This window comes from Pseudomonas sp. USHLN015 (genome assembly GCF_037153275.1).
GTDB classification, from domain to species: Bacteria; Pseudomonadota; Gammaproteobacteria; order Pseudomonadales; family Pseudomonadaceae; genus Metapseudomonas; species Metapseudomonas tohonis.
Window position 1 is genome coordinate 98,600 of record NZ_JBBCKP010000016.1, and the last position, 15,454, is coordinate 114,053.

The following is a 15,454-nucleotide window of genomic DNA, read 5'->3' on the forward strand; positions in this document are numbered from 1 at the left end:
CATGGACGTGATCGATCGCGACACCCTGCAGCCCATCTACCGGCACGCCTGCGAGACCTACCCCGAGGAGTGCTGTGGCTTCGTTTTCGCCGATGGCCGGGTACACCTGGGCAGCAACATCCAGAACCTGCTCAACCAGCGCAGCCCCGAGGTGTTCCGGCGTGACGCCAGCACCGGCTTCACCTTCGCGGTGGCAGACACCCTGCTGCTCAACCGCAGCCTGCGCAGCGACAACCCGGTGCGGGTGATCTACCACTCGCACCCCGACGTAGGCGCCTACTTCAGCCGCGAGGACGAGGACAAGGCGCTGTTCATGGGCCAGCCCATCCATCCCGTCGCCCACCTGGTGGTGGATGTGCGTGCCGGCCAGGCCCATGGCGCCAAGTTGTTCGAATGGAGCGGGGAATCCTTCGTCTGCAGCCGGGAATACCCCGGCACCCCATAACGACCTGCATAAAAGGAGTTGGCTATGAATACGGTGATCTTCCCGGATGTACTGGCACGCGTCGCCAAATTGCCGGATGCCCGCCTGCAAGGGCAGGGCACCACGGTACGCGAGCTGGTCGAGGATATATGCAGCCGCCATGCGGGCCTGCGTGACCACCTGTTCTATGGAAACGACCAGTTCAAGGAGCACTTCCTGCTCAGCGCCAACGGCGAGCTGGTGGATGGCGACAGCCCGCTGGAGGCGGGCGTCGAGCTGGACATCATGCTGGCCACCTCCGGCGGCCTGGACAGCGATGAGCTGAGCAACGACGAGGTGCGTCGCTACGTGCGCCACATCACCCTGCCCGACGTCGGTCGCCAGGGCCAGTTGCGCCTGAAGAAGTCACGGGTGCTGATCATCGGCACCGGCGGCCTGGGCTCCCCGGTGAGCCTGTACCTCGCCGCCGCCGGTATCGGCACCCTCGGGCTGGTGGACTTCGACCGCGTCGAGGCCAGCAACCTGCAGCGCCAGGTGGTGCACGGCACCAGCACCCTGGGCCTGCCCAAGGTCGAGTCGGCGCGCCGCCGCCTGCTGGACCTCAACCCCGACATCCGCATCGACGCCCATGACTGCGCCCTGACCCCCGACAACGCCCTCAAGCTGGTAGGCGACTACGACCTGGTGGTGGACGGCACCGACAACTTCGCCACCCGCTACCTGGTCAACGACGCCTGCGTGCTGCTGGGCCGGCCGCTGGTGTACGGCGCGCTGCACCGCTTCGACGGGCAGATCAGCGTGTTCAACCACCAGCAAGGCCCGTGCTACCGCTGCCTGTTTCCCAAGAGCCCGCCGGCCGAACTCGCGCCCAACTGCAGCGCGGGCGGCGTGATCGGCGTGCTGCCCGGCGTGGTCGGGCTGCTCCAGGCCACCGAGGCGGTGAAGCTGATCCTCGGCATCGGCGAGCCCCTGGTGGGCCGGCTGATGCGTTTCGACGCCCTGGCCATGAAGTTCAACGAGGTGCGCTTCAAGCGCCGTGCCGACTGCCCCTCCTGCTCGCCCGGGCGCACCTGCATGCAGCCGCTGAAGGAGGAGGTTTCGGCATGCACATCCAGCATTCCCGCGTCCAGCTCGTTGCCGGCCGACTTCCGCATCACCGCGCTGGAGCTGCAGCAACTGCTCGCCCGTGGCGCCGACCTGCAACTGGTGGACGTGCGTGAAGCCAACGAGCTGGAAGTGTGCCGCCTGCCGGGCAGCCTGAACCTGCCGCTGGGCGAGCTGGACGCCCGCCTCGACGAGCTGGATCGCCAGCGCCCCCTGTGCATCGTCTGCTACGGCGGCACCCGCGCCGAGCGCGCGGCCCAGTTGCTGCTCGGCGCCGGCTTCAACGAACTCCAGGTGTTGCAGGGCGGCATCAAGGCCTGGGCACGGGATGTCGACACCGACATGCCCCTGTACTGAGGAGGCGCGAGATGATCCACGAATCCCTGCTCCAGGCCATCGGCGAGACCCCAGTGGTGCGCCTGGCCGCCTTCAGCGCCGAAACCGGGCTGGAGGTGTACGCCAAGCTGGAGTCGCTCAACCCCGGCGGCAGCCACAAGGCGCGCATCGCCCTGGGCATGGTCCGCGACGCCGAGGCCCGGGGCATTCTCGTGCCCGGCAGCGGCCAGACCATCATCGAGCCCAGCGGTGGCAACACCGGTATCGGCCTGGCCATCGCCGGCAACATCCTCGGCTACCGCGTGGTCCTGGTGATCCCCGACAACTACAGCCCCGAGAAACAGAAGGTGCTGCGCCTCTACGGCGCCGAGGTGGTGCTCTCCGACAGCCGCCTCGGCAACAACTCCCATGGCGAGAAAGCCATGGAGCTGCAACTGGAAAACCCCGGCTACGTGATGCTCAACCAGCAGCGCAACGCCGCCAACCCCGAGACCCACCGGCGCAGCACCGCGCTGGAGATCCTCCGCGACTTCGCCGATCGCCCCCTCGATTGCCTGGTGGCGGGCATCGGCACCGGCGGCCACATCACCGGCCTGGGCGAGATGCTCAAGGCCCGCTGGCCTTCGCTGCGGGTGTTCGGCGTCGAGCCGGAGCAGTGCGACCTGCTCGCCGATCGCCATGCGCCGCACGAGATCCAGGGCCTGTCCATCGGCCTGGTGCCGAGCATCCTCAACCTCGAGGTGCTCGACGGCATGCTCAAGGTGGGCAAGGCGGATTGCCTGGAGCGCGTGCGCCGCACCATGCGCAGCGACGCGGTGAGCCTGGGGCTGTCCTCGGCGGCCAACCTGGTGGCCATCGCCAGCCTGGCCGGCGAGCTGCCGCGCGGCAGCCGGGTGCTGACCCTGATCTACGACGGTGTGGACGGCTACCTGCCGCATTTCGAATAACGAGCCTGTGGAGGGCGACAGGATGTGGGGATATCTCGACAGGTTGCGGCTCTATGACGAGCTGCTCGATCAGTTGGTGCATGCACTCAAGCCGGCGGACCTGGACCTGCTCATGCCGCACCTGGACGGCATCATGGACGAGGCCGTGCAGCAGGTGGCCGAAGACCTCCAGGCCTATGCCCGGCGCGACCCCGCCACGGCCGGTCGCATCGACCTCGTGCTCGGCTCCTACGCCTCCTTCAAGGCGGTGCTGTTCCATCGCCTGGCGCACCAGGTATGGATGCGTGGCGCGGTGGAAGGGCGCGAGGCCATGGCGCACAAGCTGGCCAGCACCGGCAAGCTGCTCTCCGGTGCCGAGATCCACCCGGCTGCCCGCATCGGCAAGCGCTTCGTGCTCGACCACGGCTTCGGCACGGTGATCGGCGAGACCTGCGAGATCGGCGACGACTGCTACCTGCTCAGCGGCGTCACCCTCGGCGCCTCGGGCATCGCCGACAACCCGGGTGGCAAACGCCATCCCCGCCTGGGCAACCAGGTGGAGGTGGGCGCCGGGGCGCGCCTGCTCGGGCCCATCAGCATCGGCGACAACGTGTTCATCAGTCCGGCGTGCGTGATCACCCGCGACGTGCCGGCCAACACCAAGGTGAGCATCGTCAACCAACTGCAGATGCAGCGCGCGTCGATGTCGTCCAACTGCGGCTACCTCGGTGCCTTCGCCCTCAACGAGCGCGTGCACCTGGTGGGCGAGCTGCCCGAGAGCGGCGAGGTGCTGGTGCTGGACGCCGAACACAGGCGCTTCGGCTGCATGGCCCTGGAGTGCACGGTGCAGGAGCGCAACCACCGCCAGTACCGGTTGCGCAGCATCGGCCTGGCCCTGCCGGCCCCGCGCTACCCGCTGCACCTGCGGATCATCGGCCCCGACCACGACATCACCCTGATCGACCCGCCCGGGCTCAGCGCCCTGGTGCGTTCCCAGCTGCAACCCTACTTCCTGAGCATCGGAGGCTGAAATGTCCGTATTCGCCATGCACACCCGCGCCCTGTTCGACGAGGCGCCCTACCAACGCACCTTCACCGCCCGCGTTCTCGCGGTGAGTGACCAGGGCGTGGCACTGGACCAGACGCTGTTCTATCCCACCGGCGGTGGTCAGCCGGGTGACCAGGGTCACTTCCTGCTGCCCGATGGCTCGGTGGTGGCTGTGGTCGGCACCCAGCGCGACCCCCTGCTGCGTTCGATGATCTGGCACCAGCTGGAAGAAGGGGCCGGCCCAGTCACTGCCGGTGTCGAGCTGCAGGGATGTCTGGACTGGGAGCGCCGCTACCAGCACATGAAGATGCACACCTGCCTGCACCTCCTGTGCTCGATCATCGATGCGCCGGTCACCGGTTGCAGCATCGCCGCCGACAAGGGCCGCCTGGACTTCGACCTGCCGGAGTCGACCCTGGACAAGGAGCGCCTGACCCACGCGCTGAACGAACTGATCGAAGGCGCCCTCGACGTGCGCACCCACATGCTGCCGGCCAACGAGTACAACACCGTGCTGGAGATCACCCGCACCCAGGCCGTGGCGCCGCCGGTGTTGCAGGGCATGGTACGCGTGGTCGATATCCCCGGCGTGGACATCCAGCCCTGTGGCGGCACCCATGTGCGCAATACCCAGGAGATCGGCCAGGTGGTGTGCGACAAGATCGAGAAGAAGAGCCGCCACAACCGTCGCGTGACCTTGCGTTTCGCCTAGGTGACGTTCTTTTGGTGGGCCCCCGCGTTCGTGGGGGTGACGAGACGTGGGGCGTGCTGGGCATGAGCGTCACCCTCGTCGCGAACCGGCGTGGGCTCCACCCACCCCACGATTGCCCGGCACTCGCGGGGGTGCCAGGAAAACGCAGTATTCCCATCTCCCCACCGTCATCCCCGCGAACGCGGGGAATCACTGGAAACAGGGAACACGGTGCAGGCGGGCAGGGTGGCGCTGGCCCTCACACCCACTGGTCGCTGCGCTTGCGCTTGACCCGCAGCATGGTCGGCAGGATCAGGCCCAGGAGCAGGCCGGCACCGGCGATGCTGCCGCCATAGACCATGTAGCGCATCAGCACCTGCTTGTTCTCGTCGCCCAGTTGCGCCTGCACTTCGCGCAGCTCGGAGCGGGCCTGGTTCAGTTCGCTGTCCAGTGTCGCGCGGGCGGCCTGGGCTTCGTCGATCAGCGCCTTGCGCGAGTCCATGGTTTCCTGCATGCCTTGCACGCGGGTCTTCCAGGTCTGGTCGATGCCTTCCAGCTCCGCGCTCAGCTCGCTCACCTTCTGTTCCAGTTGCGGCAGGCGCTCGGCCTGGCCAGGAACCTGCTGCAGGTCGCGGGTGGGAATCCACACCGCGCTGCCGTTCTCGCCGCGCACCTGGCTGTAGTCGCCCTGGGTGCTCAGCAGCTCGACTTTCTGCCCGGAGACGAGGGTGCCGACGATGCGGTAGCCATCGGTCGGGCCGCTGCGCACGTAAGTGCTCAGGCTGTCGCTGACCCAGCGCGTGGTGTCGGCCTTCTCCTCGGCCTGCGCGGGCGAGCCGAGCAACAGCAGGCCACTGAACAGGCCGGCACCGAGGGCGCGGGGGGAGAGCGAGGAAACACGGGCGAGCAGATGACGGGTCAGGGGCATGGGGCAATCTTCACATGGCAATGGAACGGAACCCGAAGTGCGGGCGTGATAAGCGCCGGCCAGGCGAGCATCGCGTTCATCGTGGGTGAAGCCTGCGCTGCTTCCGCTTCCCGGGTGGCGAATGGCCACGCCATCCACCCGGTTCGGGCCGACAGCGAACTGACCATTCGCGACCCCGCCTAGTTCACTCATGGCCCCGCAAGCGAGACGGGTGGTCGAGCTGTAAAGAGGTGGCATGCCGGGTAGTGGGTCGAGATACAAGGGTGGACCACGCTCTACCGGGCACTCCGTGCAGCTGCACAGCATGGGTTTCGCAAAGCTCTACCCATCCTACGGGGCGGCATTCGTAGGATGAGTAGAGCGGAGCGAAACCCATCATTTCGCAGCACAGCGATTATCTGGGCGTGGATGACGTTCTTTTCATCCACCCGCGATGCCGGGCCGCGTTGCCAACCCAGGGAGCCACCGTAGCCCGGGCTTCAGCCCGGGAGCGCAGGCCTCAATGCAGCGCCCGGGTCACCAGGTAGGTCAGCAGCTGCGGGTCGTCACCCGGCTCGATGGTGCGCACCGGCTTCGGCAAGCCGTCCAGCACTGCGCTCCAGAAGGCCTGGGCGGGTTGGTCCTCGCGGTAGAAGCGCACCAGCCAGTTGTGGTCGCCCTCCATCAGCACCTGGGTCGCCAGCAGGCGGCCGATGCCCTGCCTGCGGTAGCGCTTGAGGATGAACAGGTCCGCCAGCTCCAGGGCGTCGATGCTTGGCAACTCGCTGCGTTCGATCAACAGGAAGCCGGCGATGAAGCCATCCACCAGGATCAGGTTGGCGCTCCATTGCGGCTCCTGCCAGTAACGCGCCAGGTGCTCCTCGTGGATGTAGAAACGCCCGTCCGCCTCCACGTCCTCCTCCTCCCAATCCGAGGACTCGTAGGCGTAGAACTGGTACAGGTTGCGGATCAGCTCGGCCTGCTCGGGGCCGGTCTGCAGCAGTTCGAGGGTGACGTCGTTCATGGTCGGGCATTCGTGAGGGGGAGAGGGCGCGGCATTCTACCCAGAGCGCCGTGCCGTGCGCCTAGGGGAAGTAGTGTTTCTGTCGCTTCAGCCATACCGGGTCGCTGGGCAGGGCATCGATGGCCTTGTCCAGCGCCGGCAGCACCTTCTCGTACCGGGCCGGCACCAGCAGCTGGCGCCGGTAGCGGTACAGCACCGGCTCGGCGACATGGATTCGTTCGCGCAGCCCGGGCTGCTGGTGCTCCTGGTAGTCCAGGGTGCGCATGCCCACCACCGTGGCGTCGATCCAGCCACGCAGCAGCCGCTCCAGGTTGGCCAGCTCGCTGTTGGCGTTCTGCCGCTCAGTCTTGCCGCTGGCCAGCACCGCCTGCAGCTCCGGGTAGGCGTGCCCACCCACCAGCCCCAGGCGCTTGCCTGCGAGGTCGTCGATACCCAATCGGCTGGCCGCTCCTTCGCGGCGTGATACCAGCAGGTTGCCGTCGTCGATGAAGGCGTGGCTCCAGCGGTAGCGGCTGGCGTCGGCGAACCAGTCCGGGCTCACGCCCACCACCAGCCCGTCGAGCTGGCCCTGCTGCAGCAACAGGTCCAGGCGTCGACGCGGGATTTCCTGCACCGTGAAACGGTAGTCGGGCATCTGCGCTTCGAGGCGCTCGGCCAGGTCGAAATACAGGCCCTGGCGGCGCCCGGCGTCCACCACGTAGGGCGGTTTCTGCTGGTAGCTGTAGAGCAGGATTTCCCTCTGTTCGGCCTGCAGCGTCGTGCAGCAGCAGAGCCAGAAGATGAACGGTATCGACCTCAAGCTACCCCCGTTGGCTGGCGTCCTCGTGCATGCCGGCCCGTTGCCGCCCATGGTGTTTATGACCCCGCCGGAAAGCGTAGCGTTCGCTGGATGAACAGGCATGACCGCGTTCACGAAAGAGGCCGTCGAAGAAAAAAGCGGGAGCCCAGGCTCCCGCTTTTCATTCCAGGCCCCGCTTCAGCCCATCACTTGTTGCCGGTCAGCGCCGCGTAGCTGGTCATCAGGTTGCGGTAGTCCGGGATGTGGTTGGAGCACAGGGCGGCCAGGCCTTCCACGTCGTTGCGCCAGTCGCGGTGCAGCTCGCAGGCGACGCCGAACCAGTTCATCAGTTGCGCGCCGGCCTGGCTCATGCGGTTCCACGCCGCGTCGCGGGTGATCTCGTTGAAGGTGCCGGAGGCGTCGGTCACCACGAACACTTCGAAGCCTTCCTCCAGGGCGGAGAGGGCCGGGAAGGCCACGCAGACCTCGGTCACCACGCCGGCGATGATCAGCTGCTTCTTGCCGGTGGCCTTGATCGCCTTGACGAAGTCCTCGTTGTCCCAGGCGTTGATCTGGCCCGGGCGGGCGATGTAGGGCGCGTCCGGGAACAGCGCTTTCAGTTCCGGTACCAGCGGGCCGTTGGGGCCGGTTTCGAAGCTGGTGGTGAGGATGGTCGGCAGCTTGAAGAACTTGGCGAGGTCGGCCAGGGCCAGGACGTTGTTCTTGAACTTGTCCGGCTCGATGTCGCGGACCAGGGACAGCAGGCCGGCCTGGTGGTCGACCAGCAGGACGACGGCGTTGTCTTTATCGAGACGGTTGTAGGTGAAGTGGGTCATGGTGCGTTCCTCGCTTTTCGATAAGGGGTGCCGGTTCGGCGTGGGTGTTCTCTGCTTCGTTGCAGTGGCTGACTGCATGGAGGAAAGATTAAATTTGGCACCCTTGATCCGCTAGACTGCGAAAATTGCCTCTAGCGTTCTATATGGAGAACGAGCGTGGAAGACCTGAACACCCTCTACTACTTCACCCAGGTGGTGGAGCACGGCGGCTTCGCCCCCGCCGGCCGCGCGCTGGACATGCCCAAGTCCAAGCTCAGCCGGCGCATCGCGCAGCTCGAGGAGCGCCTCGGCGTGCGCCTCATCCACCGCACCAGCCGGCACTGCTCGCTCACCGAAATCGGCCAGGAGTACTACCAGCGCTGCGTGGCCATGCGCGTGGAGGCGGAAGGGGCGGCGGAGGTGATCGAGCGCAACCGCTGCGAGCCGCGCGGCCTGGTGCGCATCGCCTGCCCGACCACGCTGCTCAACTCCTGGGTCGGGCCGATGCTCACCCGCTACATGCTCAAGTACCCGCTGGTGGAGCTGTTCATCGAGAGCACCAACCGCCGGGTGGACCTGCTCCACGAGGGCTTCGACATCGCCCTGCGGGTGCGCTTCCCGCCGCTGGAAAACACCGACATGGTGATGAAGGTGCTGGCCGACAGCACCCAGTGCCTGGTGGGCCGGCCGGACTTCCTCACCCGGTTGCCGGCAGGCTTCGCGCCGGAGGAACTGGGCCGCCTGCCGAGCCTGCACTGGGGCGGCGCGCAGCGGGACTACCAGTGGGAACTGTTCGGCCCGGACGGGGCGCGGCTGACCATCCCGCATCGCCCGCGCATGGTCACCGATGACCTGCTGGCGCTGCGCAACGGCGTGCTGGGCGGGGTCGGCATCGCTCACCTGCCACGGGTAGCGGTGCGTGAAGACCTGGCCAACGGCACGCTGGTGGAGATGCTGCCGGGCTTCTCGCCCAAGTGCGGCATCGTCCACGCCATCTTCCCGTCGCGGCGCGGGCTGTTGCCCTCGGTGCGCTCGTTGATCGACTTCCTCGGCGAAGAGTTCGCCGGCAGCGACATGGCCTGAGGGGGGGGCGGGAGCGGTGGGCTGAAGCGGAGCGCCGCCCGGCCCACCCAACGCCCACCTGGGACTGAAGCGGGGAGGGGAGCCGGCGTCAGCCGAACTCCTCCATGCTGGCGCGCACCTCTTCCAGGGCATTGCCCAGCAGTTGCTCCAGCGGCTGGCCCGGGATGCCGTCGCGCAGCATGGCCTTGAGCGCCTGACTGGCACTGGCGAAATCGTCCTGGTGGTAATACAGGCTGCCGAAGCGGCCGTCGCGGTCGAAGAACAGGAAGTGGGCGCCTTCGAGGATGTCCGCCACCCTGTACCAACCGTAGCCGATGAAGCGCTCATTCAGCGCCGCGATCTCTTCCGCGCCGAAGTGGCGCCCCGCGTCGAACTCCGGGCGGTCCCCACCCCAATGGGCGCGTATCACGTCGATGATCCCGGCCGAGCCGCCTTGCTCACGCAGCCAGTCCGCCAGTTCGGCGGGGGCGGGAATCCAGAAACAGTGGGACTCGGATTCGGTCTGGTTCTTCAGCGCGCCGAGGGTGCGGTAGAAGCCTTGCAGCTCCGCCGGCAGCGGGCCGGTGAGGGTGGCCAACTGATCGATATCCTCCTCCGACGCGGGGCCTTCGGTGTAGAGCTCGTCCTCTTCCCCGTTGATCTCGAGGTAGGTCTGGTTATAGGCATCGATGCCGTCGCGGAGGGTGTCCATGCTGTCGTCCGATCTGTTGGCTAAGCCCCGTGGGGCGGATGGCGGCACCTTAGCCGAATGCCTCGAAGGCATTGTGAAACCAGTGCGCGTTTGCGTGATCCGGTGGTCGGTCCAATCCACTCCCACCGCTCATGGGATAGGTAGAGCGAAGCGAAACCCATGCTGCAATGTGGGATCGCTCCGCGCTCCCTGGGCGAATGAATTCGCCCCTACAGGTATTTAGCCTGTACTACCAGTCGGTGAAAGGCATCCGCCTCCAGCTCGGCTCGTCGCTGAGTGCCGGGTCGTCCCGGCTGGCGAGGAAGACCGGCAGATCCTGCCGGGCGATCCAGATATCCCCCTGCCATTTCAGAATGCCGATCCGCTGATTGGCCCAGCACATATGGGCCCTCCGGGGCGTCGCCTCGTCGTCGCGGTGGCGGTCGTACAGCGCTGGTACGACTTCCTCGCTGAGCCAGCGGCTGATACAGCGGTGTTCCGGATGGGCGAAGCGATACAGCAGCCGGTACGCACCGGCCTCGCTGATGGCAATCACCTCTTCGCTGCCGCCGCTGGCATGCCGCAGCACGACGGCACGGCGCTGGTGCGGGTCCACCAGGCGTGGCATCCGGTTAGGGCGCAGCGCGCCGATGAGGCGAGCGAAATCGATCGCGACCAGCCAGGGCTGGTTGTCGATCATCACGGTGCGCAGGAAAAGGTTGTGGCGTTGGAAAACGATGGGGGTGTATGCGTCGTGCATGGTGTTGCTCCCGAGCTACATGGAGGAACTGCCACGCTTCGCTGTCATTCGAAGGGTGGCAGACCGCACGGGGTTGACAGACCGGGCTCGGACCGGCAGACCCGCTAGGGTCTCCCCGCGCGATCTGCCATAGAGCAGAGCAGCCAAGAAAGCTGCATGCGTGCCGATGCCTGCAAAAAACGTCCGCCGTTTTTCGCATGCACCTTCTGGCGCATTCGCGCCGAGCAAGCGGGCTGTCAAACCCGGTCGCGGGATTGACCGCGACGCGGGGAGGATAAGAACGATAGAGAATATAGGCAAGACGAAATTTGATTAAAAATTAAAGGCAATAAGTTATGTGGAAAATATTCTTAACAATGAAATCCCAGTATTTATAAATAAGTATGCCGATGGCTGCAGCTGTAGGTGTTGTCGAGAGGATTGAGAAAAACGTCAAGACCCGGTGCGTGAACGTTTTCTGACTCTGTATTTCAGATGTGGTTTTTTTTAGTAGTTTTCTTAAGCTTTCGGGATAAGTGCTTGTTCTGGTGTCTAGCTTGTCTAGTGCAATGCTGAGGCTATTTTCAAGCCTGTTTATGCTGAGTTTTTGATTGTGCAGAATGCCTAAAAATATTAGAGATACCATTATTAGTCCGGCTGTAGTTACGGCCTCTTCCAGCGGTGTTTCTGCTTTCTTTAAAATTACTAGGGCCGTTAGTGATATTGGCAGGGCAAGTAATTTTCCGGCCAGGTCGCCAAATATACCGCTTAGCTTGCTGCCGTAGTCAAGTTCAGCTTGAGCTAGGTCTTTACGTGCCTTGTCAAATGAGAATCCATGCACGTAAGTTAGTAAGTTCTTCCTGTAGGTATCGAGTATCTCCTGCCAGTTCAAAAGAATATGCATGAACTGATCTTTTTGTTCTAGCGTGGGCAGGTTTACGGTGTTTGAAATGGCAAGATTAAGAATTGCCTTTCTTTCGTCAAAATGAAGTTTATTAGCGTTTTGCTCAGAGCTGGCTAGAGCAGACATTAGTTGTGCATGCCTAAGGTCGGCTTCAAGTAGTCTTTCATCTAGCCTGGTCTGTATGGAGAAAGTTCTAGGGGGCTTTCCTATCTCTGCTGGAATGGCAAATATTAGGTTTATGTAATAGAGGCTGGACTTAGTGTCCGATATCATTACTACTTGGCTTATGTCTTTAATGAATTTGCAGCACTTTTTGATTTTTTCGAAATTTTCGTTAGAGGTGCCGTCTGTTGTTGACCAGTCCTCGTCGAGAATATAGATGTTCGGTGGTAGTTCGCCATGCCCCAAAGTGGGGGTTCTTTGGATGAAATCAGCGAAGCTATTGTAAAAAGCCGAGTTTCCTGTGGCTGGAACCTTAAATTCAAAGGTTATTTTTCCGTTTTTATTTTCTAAAAATTGAAAGTCACCGAACTCATCATTTATTTCTTTGCATTCTGATATGAGTTCTAATAATTTTTTATTTTCCTGGCCATAATACGTAAATATTCCAAATTCTAAAGTGGGCTTTCCCGCTGCTCGATAAAGATTGACTACCTTGTCAAACATTACACTATCCTGCGTTTCGGTCTTTTATTTCTTTTGCTATGTCTTTAATTAGTTTGGGTGGCAGATCTTTTAATGTAATGGTTCCTTCGTTTTCGTTATAGAAGACGGTGCTGTTTGCGGTTGTGCCAAGTGCTCCTTTTTCAAATTGTAAAGTCCATCTATTTGCAATGGATTTTATTTTTGTTTTCCTGTTGAGTACCACCTTATTTACAGTGAATTCTTCTGGTACTCTGTTTTCTTCATTGTTTAACTGTTCGTCAAGAGAGTCTAAAAAGGTAGCATGATCTGCGATTTCAGCAGGTATCGCGCTAGCAGCAGCAGCCTTTACACCTCTAAGAGTAGCTTTCTCTTTTTTCTCTAAACGCTCTCGCAAGTATATGATTACATTCTCTTTGGCTTGCGGGGATATTGGGCGTAGCTCAGGGATGCCTCTAAAGAAGGCTTCTACAACATCTATAGCGTTGTTAGTGGCTCTGCCGCTGGCTACTCCTTTTTCGCAGCCTAGCGCTTTGATGAAATATGTAGATGCGTCACTATCCCTGCCTTTGCTAATGAAGCAAAGATATGTTCTGTCGTTGTTTTCTTCAATATTTTCGTCGCCTTCGAAAGTTGTAGGCAAAAGGCTTTCAGATAGCCGAGACAAATTTATGCGTGCGGCTTGCTGCACCTTTGTCATATCAATGTCAACACTTTCTATCGGGATGTAATCCTCGCCTAATCGCAGGCCATTTCTCTGCTTAATATTAGCAATTAGAAGGTAGGGGATTGAATTTGATATGTAGTGCGCAAAGAGTGTGTGGCCCCCAGTGGAAAGAGGCTCCTCCTTGGCTTGACCAATTAGTTGGTGTAGGGCTGTTTTTGCAAGGCTTTCAAAATTTTTAGCGTTTGGGGTTGTTAATAAGCTTTTTACAGTGTTAGGGAATGGACCTGGACGGCTATCGGAAAACTGTCCCCATATGACATTATTTTCAGGCTTGCCAAGAAGCTCATGAATTCCAGTTACCAAGGCTTGTACTGTTGGGATTTTTACATCGAAAAGTGGCTTCTCAACTATTGTGTCTCTGCGAACTACTATGGTGTGTTGTGCTTTTTCAAAGCTGTGAATAACAGCGAACTTCAACTCGTATGCCATGATTCGTCCTTGAAGGTTTTTATAAGGTGCAATCGTTTTGTAAGACCTATAACGTTTTAAGACTACTTCATCACGCTCGCTTGCGGGAAGCTTACTGTGTTAGAGGTAAGTCGTTGCTGTTGCTAATTTATTGATTTCAATGAAGAAAGGGCCCTTCCAGGCCCTTTCTTGTTTCACTTCGACAGGAACTTCATTCCCTCCTCCAGTCCGCTCAGCGTCAGCGGGTACATCTGGTCCTCGATCAGCTCGCGCACGATGTTGGTCGAGGCGGTGTAGTTCCAGGTGTCCTTGGGGTAGGGGTTGATCCAGATGAGCTTCTTGTACTTCTCCATGAAGCGCTTGATCCACACATAGCCCGGCTCCTCGTTCCAGTGCTCGACGCTGCCGCCGGCCTGGGTGATTTCGTAGGGGGCCATGGCGGCGTCGCCGACGAACACCACCTTGTAGTCCGGGCCGTACTTGTGCAGCAGGTCCAGGGTGGAGGTGCGTTCGGAGGTGCGGCGCAGGTTGTTCTTCCACACCGATTCGTACACGCAGTTGTGGAAGTAGAAGTACTCGAGGTGCTTGAACTCGGTCTTGCAGGCGGAGAAGAGTTCTTCGCAGACCTTCACGTGGGCGTCCATGGAGCCGCCGATGTCCAGCAGCAGCAGGAGCTTCACGCTGTTGCGGCGTTCGGGGCGCATCTGGATGTTGAGCAGGCCGGCATCGCGTGCGGTGTGGTCGATGGTGCCGTCCAGGTCGAGTTCGTCCTGGGCGCCCTGGCGGGCGAACTTGCGCAGGCGGCGCAGGGCGACCTTGATGTTGCGGGTGCCCAGTTCCACCTGATCGTCGAGGTTCTTGTACTCGCGCTGGTCCCACACCTTGGCGGCCTTGCCCTGGCGCTTGCCGGCGTCGCCGACGCGGATGCCCTCGGGGTTGAAGCCGCCGGAGCCGAAGGGGCTGGTGCCACCGGTGCCGATCCACTTGTTGCCGCCGGCGTGGCGTTCCTTCTGTTCTTCCAGGCGCTTCTTGAACTCTTCGATGAGCTTGTCCAGGCCACCGAGGGACTGGATCTGCGCGCGCTCCTCGTCGGTCAGCATGCGCTCGAACTCCTTGCGCAGCCATTCCTCGGGGATCAGCGCCTCGATGTGCTGGTTGAGGTTTTCCAGGCCCTTGAAGTAGGCGCCGAAGGCCCGGTCGAACTTGTCGAAATGGCGCTCGTCCTTGACCAGGATGGTGCGCGACAGGAAGTAGAACTCGTCCATGTCGGCGAACACCACGTTGTGCTTCAGCGCGTTGATCAGGTCCAGCAGCTCGCGGACGGAGACCGGCACCTTGGCCGCGCGCATTTCGTTGAACAGGTTGAGCAGCATGGCTGCGCCCTCTTGCTGGTTGGCCTCAGGAACGGGGTTCCCGGGGCAGGCCGTCGGCTATGGCGTACCAGTCGGCCTTGGATTCGGGGTAGATGTGTTTCTGCGGGATCTCGCCCAAGGGCGAGTCCAGCGTGCCCAGGGCGATCGACACCCAGTTGGGGTGGGCCTTGTCGCTGTACCACTGCAGGGTGGCGCCGCACTGCCGGCAGAAGCTGCGGGTGACGCCGGGGCTGGAGTGATAACGGGTCACCAGGTCCTCGCCCGCGGTCCAGCGGAAGCTGCTCCAGCGCACGTTGCCGTAGGTGGCGAACGCGGCGCCATGGCCCTTGCGGCACTGGCTGCAATGGCAATGGGTGGCGGATTCGATGGGCGCGTCGATCTGGTACTTCACCGCGCCGCACAGGCAGCTGCCGTTATGCATTCTCGCTGGCCTCTCCGTTGAGCTGGCGTTGGACTTCCAGGGCCCAGGCACCGTCGCTGACACCCGTCCCGCGGTTATGGCGGGAGGTCGAGGTCTGCTCTGTCACGTCATGCCAAAGGTTGCGGCCTTTGGCATCCAGCTCGGAGTAGTCCTCGTTGGTATCGAGGTCGAACTCAATGAACCGGCAGTCTTGGGTCAGCAGCAGGCCTCTGACTGAATGACCGCCGTATTGCTCTATATGCAGGTCGACCATGATGGTGCTGCTCCAGTCGATCCCCAGTGCCTGCGGGTGGTGCAGGAGCACGCGAGGCAATTCGTCTGGTTGGTTGCGGTAGTACTCGGCGGTCAGTCGCAGCCCTTCACGCCGGAGCAGGGCCTGCTCCTGAACGTTCTTCTGGCGCTTGCGTCTGATCCGCTCGAGGTCCATCGCAGCT

15 protein-coding genes and 1 pseudogene are annotated in these 15,454 nt (G+C 62.0%); 5 read left to right on the forward strand and 11 right to left on the reverse strand.

Translation table 11 applies throughout. The annotated features are described in order from the left end of the window. Position 1: 1 nt before the first annotated feature. The 4 genes and pseudogenes from moeB (at position 2) to WFQ67_RS27570 (ending at position 4,550) form a co-directional block, all read left to right on the forward strand. Positions 2–1,885 (forward strand): annotated as a pseudogene (gene moeB, locus WFQ67_RS27555) (molybdopterin-synthase adenylyltransferase MoeB). Between the two features lie 11 nt (positions 1,886–1,896). Continuing rightward, complete coding sequence (locus WFQ67_RS27560; protein WP_213625571.1) at positions 1,897–2,811, forward strand: PLP-dependent cysteine synthase family protein; 915 nt, start codon at positions 1,897–1,899, stop codon at positions 2,809–2,811. Positions 2,812–2,833: 22 nt separating this feature from the next. Beyond that, on the forward strand, positions 2,834–3,820 hold the full coding sequence (locus WFQ67_RS27565; RefSeq protein ID WP_213625570.1) for a serine O-acetyltransferase: 987 nt from the start codon (positions 2,834–2,836) through the stop codon (positions 3,818–3,820). A 1-nt stretch (position 3,821) separates the two neighbouring features. Further along, entirely contained in the window at positions 3,822–4,550 is a 729-nt protein-coding gene (locus tag WFQ67_RS27570; RefSeq protein ID WP_213625569.1) for an alanyl-tRNA editing protein, read from the forward strand. A 238-nt stretch (positions 4,551–4,788) separates the two neighbouring features. Here the strand turns inward: WFQ67_RS27570 and WFQ67_RS27575 are convergent, their stop codons facing one another. The 4 genes from WFQ67_RS27575 to ycaC all read right to left on the reverse strand — a co-directional run bounded on the left by WFQ67_RS27575 (position 4,789) and on the right by ycaC (position 8,074). Further along, a complete protein-coding gene (locus WFQ67_RS27575; protein WP_173178036.1) occupies positions 4,789–5,457 on the reverse strand; it encodes a TIGR04211 family SH3 domain-containing protein in 669 nt (222 codons plus the stop codon). Between the two features lie 499 nt (positions 5,458–5,956). After that, positions 5,957–6,460 (reverse strand): GNAT family N-acetyltransferase, encoded by a 504-nt coding sequence (locus WFQ67_RS27580; protein WP_213625568.1) that lies wholly within the window; start codon positions 6,458–6,460, stop codon positions 5,957–5,959. A 61-nt stretch (positions 6,461–6,521) separates the two neighbouring features. Then, positions 6,522–7,259, reverse strand: coding sequence for a transporter substrate-binding domain-containing protein (locus WFQ67_RS27585; protein WP_337058763.1), 738 nt, complete (start codon positions 7,257–7,259; stop codon positions 6,522–6,524). Between the two features lie 185 nt (positions 7,260–7,444). Continuing rightward, positions 7,445–8,074: an isochorismate family cysteine hydrolase YcaC gene (gene ycaC / locus WFQ67_RS27590; protein ID WP_175384284.1), complete on the reverse strand. Its 630-nt coding sequence runs from the start codon at positions 8,072–8,074 to the stop codon at positions 7,445–7,447. A 156-nt stretch (positions 8,075–8,230) separates the two neighbouring features. On the opposite strand from ycaC, the gene WFQ67_RS27595 reads away from it, so the two are divergent. Further along, positions 8,231–9,136 (forward strand): LysR substrate-binding domain-containing protein, encoded by a 906-nt coding sequence (locus WFQ67_RS27595; RefSeq protein ID WP_213625566.1) that lies wholly within the window; start codon positions 8,231–8,233, stop codon positions 9,134–9,136. 88 nt (positions 9,137–9,224) lie between these two features. On the opposite strand, the gene WFQ67_RS27600 is transcribed toward WFQ67_RS27595, so the two are convergent. The 7 genes from WFQ67_RS27600 to WFQ67_RS27630 all read right to left on the reverse strand — a co-directional run bounded on the left by WFQ67_RS27600 (position 9,225) and on the right by WFQ67_RS27630 (position 15,447). Continuing rightward, on the reverse strand, positions 9,225–9,827 hold the full coding sequence (locus tag WFQ67_RS27600) for a hypothetical protein (protein WP_337058764.1): 603 nt from the start codon (positions 9,825–9,827) through the stop codon (positions 9,225–9,227). 229 nt (positions 9,828–10,056) lie between these two features. Beyond that, positions 10,057–10,566, reverse strand: a complete 510-nt coding sequence (locus WFQ67_RS27605) for a BRO-N domain-containing protein (protein WP_337058765.1) — start codon at positions 10,564–10,566, stop codon at positions 10,057–10,059. 319 nt (positions 10,567–10,885) lie between these two features. After that, positions 10,886–12,115 carry a hypothetical protein gene (locus tag WFQ67_RS27610; protein ID WP_337058766.1) on the reverse strand — a complete coding sequence of 410 codons (1,230 nt, stop codon included), beginning with the start codon at positions 12,113–12,115 and terminating at the stop codon, positions 10,886–10,888. A gap of 4 nt (positions 12,116–12,119) precedes the next feature. Then, on the reverse strand, positions 12,120–13,247 hold the full coding sequence (locus WFQ67_RS27615) for a nucleoid-associated protein (RefSeq protein ID WP_337058767.1): 1,128 nt from the start codon (positions 13,245–13,247) through the stop codon (positions 12,120–12,122). 173 nt (positions 13,248–13,420) lie between these two features. Further along, positions 13,421–14,599, reverse strand: a complete 1,179-nt coding sequence (locus WFQ67_RS27620) for a vWA domain-containing protein (RefSeq protein WP_213625562.1) — start codon at positions 14,597–14,599, stop codon at positions 13,421–13,423. A gap of 25 nt (positions 14,600–14,624) precedes the next feature. Beyond that, the gene (locus WFQ67_RS27625) at positions 14,625–15,020 is read right to left on the reverse strand and encodes a GFA family protein (RefSeq protein WP_236208841.1); all 396 of its coding nucleotides are present in this window, start codon (positions 15,018–15,020) and stop codon (positions 14,625–14,627) included. After that, positions 15,013–15,447, reverse strand: coding sequence for a hypothetical protein (locus WFQ67_RS27630; protein WP_337058768.1), 435 nt, complete (start codon positions 15,445–15,447; stop codon positions 15,013–15,015). The genes WFQ67_RS27625 and WFQ67_RS27630 overlap by 8 nt, the downstream gene beginning before the upstream one ends. Positions 15,448–15,454 lie beyond the last annotated feature (7 nt).